Here is a 2,924-nt window from a genome sequence, read left to right as displayed (position 1 = left end):
GGCTCTGGGGGTTCTGGGAGTGACGGGGGCTCGTCCTCGGGCTCTTCGTCGAGCTCGTCGTCGGACTCGTCCTCCGATTCCTCGTCGTCCAACTCCGGCTCGAACTCGGGCTCCAACTCGGACTCCAACGGCTCCGGTTCGTCGGACTCGTCCACGTCGACGCGTTCCGGTAACGGCTCGGGCGTGAACATAGGCAACGGGATATCCGCCGACACGGGCGGCGGCGGCATAGCCGCGCCGGACCTGGGTGCGGGCCCGAGCTCCGACTCGGGATCCGGGTCCGACTCCGGCCAGAACTCGTCCTCGGACGCCCCGGCTCCGAGGCCGACGCCCGTGCTGAACGGGCCGTCGCTGTCGGACTTCGACGACCCCTCGCCCGGCGGAACCGGTGGCTCGGACTCGGGCGGTGCGTCCTCCACTCCGAGTACGTCCGGCCCTTCGCACACCGGCGGCGGCTCGTCGGTCTCCGGTATCTCGTCACCGACCGCGCACTCCGCCCCGGCTGCCGCATCGTCCGGCGGTACGTCGTCCTCGCCGAGCGGCGGCGCGATCGGGACCTCGATCGACAGCCTGGCGGCCAGCGTCCCCACCCAGTCGAACGCGGCGCCCACCGCTACGCCGACGGCGAGTGACCCGTCGCCCGCGGGTACCGGGGGCCGTGCGGACGGCGGTTCGTCCATACCGTCGTCGCCGGTGGCGCCCTCCACCGGGGGCGGGGCCGTGCCCGGTACGCACCACGGCGGGGGTACGTCCGGCAGCGCCCCCTCGGGTACGAGCCCGAGCAGCCCGACGCCCAACTCCGGCGCGGCAAGGAACCCTTCGGCCGGTACGCCGTCTCCCACAGGGACGGGGCCCGCGTCCACTCCGAGTTCCACGTCTCCGGCGACGACGCCACGGACGACTCCGGCGACGGACGGCCGAATACCCGGTGTCGCGGACGGTCGTACTCCTGGCACGACGAGCACGCCTGGCACAACTGGCACGCCTGACGGCCGAATACCGACCCAGCGGACCCCTGGTACCAACCTGACCGACGGGGCCACGCCCCGAACCACCCCCGGTACGACGCCGGGTGATGGCACCACGAACCGGAACACGCCCGGTGGCACCCCGGGTGACCGCACTCCGGGCGACCGCACCCCGGGTGACCGCACTCCGGGCGACCGCACCCCGGGTGACCGCACTCCGCCCCGCAACGGCTCGGACCCGACCGGCATGCGTACGTCCACGCCGGGCCAGAACCCGAACACGAGCACCCCGAACCAGAACCCGGCCCAGTCGTCGTCCCCCAGGACCTCCTCGCCGTCCACGAGCACCCCGACGACGCCTTCGACGCCCTCGACCTCAACCGGCACAGGGACTGGCCACGGCTCTGACAGGGCCTCCACGCCGAGCAGCAGCACTCCGGGCACGCCCGGCACCCACAACCAGCCGAGCACTGGTACGCAGGGCACCCCGACCAGGCCACCTCAGCAGCCCGCGGGCAGCACCCCCGGCACCCCCAACACGCCGAACACACCCAACGCCCCGCAGCAGCCGGCCGCGCAGCCGCACACGCCGCAGAACACACCGCCGAACCCGCAGCAGCAACAGAACCAGCAGGTGACGGCGGTCCCGATCCACACGGTCGTCACGACCCCGAGTTCCTCGACGCCACCGTCACACGCGACCCCGGGCACACCCCACCAGCCGGGCTCGCCCCAGGCCAATCCCGGCGACCCGAACCACCAGCAGCAACAGCCCCAGCAGGACAGCCTGGAGGACATCCGCGGCGACCTGGACCACTACCCGGGTGGCCTGTCCGATCCCGACCCGGCCGACCAGCAGGCACTGGTCGACGCCGTCCCGCACGACGAGGACGGCACCCCGGAACGCTTCCCCGACCCCTTCGGCTCCTGGTCCCAGCTCCAGAACGACGGCGGCAGCCAGGTCCCCGGACGAAGCAACAACTGTGCGGACTGCTCCCGTTCCTTCCTGGAGACCTGGTACGGCAACCCCCAGGTCTCAGCCGCCCGGACCCCCGACTACGACGAGAACGGCAACCACGACCCGTTCACCCCCGAGGACAACGCCAACGACAACCAGATCCGCTGGACGGGCGCCGCCCACACGTACGCGGGCCCCGGCGGCGACCCCGAGACCGCCAACAACATCGCGTCGGTCCTCCAGCAGTCCGGTCCCGGATCGGCGGCCATCGTCCAGGTCGACTGGCCCAACGGCGGAGGCGGCCACGCCTTCAACGTCGTCAACCACAACGGCAACATCGTCTGGATCGACACCCAGAGCGGCCAGGTCAGCAACCAGCCCCTCCACCTCGACCAGGCGGAACACGTCTGGCACATCCCGCTGGACGCCGACCGGAATCCCATCGACACCACCCAGTCCGACGCGGAGGACGCCGAGAATTCCGGGGACTCTGAGAACTCCGAGAGCGCTGAAAACTCCGAGAGTTCCGAGAGTTCCCAGGACTTCGAGCAGGGGGCGGACACGTCGCAGAACGGGGCCGAGGCCGAGACCGAGGGATCACAGCAGGGAACGGACACGTCCGAGCAGGACACCGACGCTTCCAAGGACGGAACGGACACATCCCAGGACGGGGACGGAACCGACGGCACCCAGCACGGGACGGACACGCCCCACGAGGGAACCGACACCACCGAGAACCACGACACGGACACCTCCCACGAGGAAGCCGAAACGTCCCAGCACCAGGACACGGCCGACGACTCGGCAGAGGCGGACCAGGACGAGGACCAGAACCAGGACCACCAGTCCACCCAGTCGGATCCCTCAAGCGAGACCCCGGACCACAGCTCGGCCGAGACCCCGGACCACACCCCCACCGAGGACTCCGACCACCAGTCCAACGACGACCCCTCGCACCAGGACCCGCTCCCAGCCACGGCCACCCGTGACACCACACC

At 71.2% G+C, this 2,924-nt stretch carries 1 protein-coding gene and 1 pseudogene; one reads left to right on the top strand and one right to left on the bottom strand.

Annotation, left to right across the window (positions count from 1 at the left end; translation table 11 throughout):
• Positions 1 to 956, bottom strand: a pseudogene (locus FNH08_RS48085) (hypothetical protein); the annotation flags it as partial.
• 259 nt (positions 957 to 1,215) lie between these two features.
• Between FNH08_RS48085 and FNH08_RS48080 the strand changes: the two are divergent.
• On the top strand, positions 1,216 to 2,924 hold a 1,709-nt coding region (locus FNH08_RS48080; RefSeq protein WP_152778211.1), incomplete at its 3' end, for a toxin glutamine deamidase domain-containing protein.

This window comes from Streptomyces spongiae (assembly GCF_009377185.1).
Lineage (GTDB): Bacteria > Actinomycetota > Actinomycetes > Streptomycetales > Streptomycetaceae > Streptomyces > Streptomyces spongiae.
Note: the sequence above shows the minus strand (reverse complement) of the source record. Positions and strands in the feature narration are given on the sequence as shown.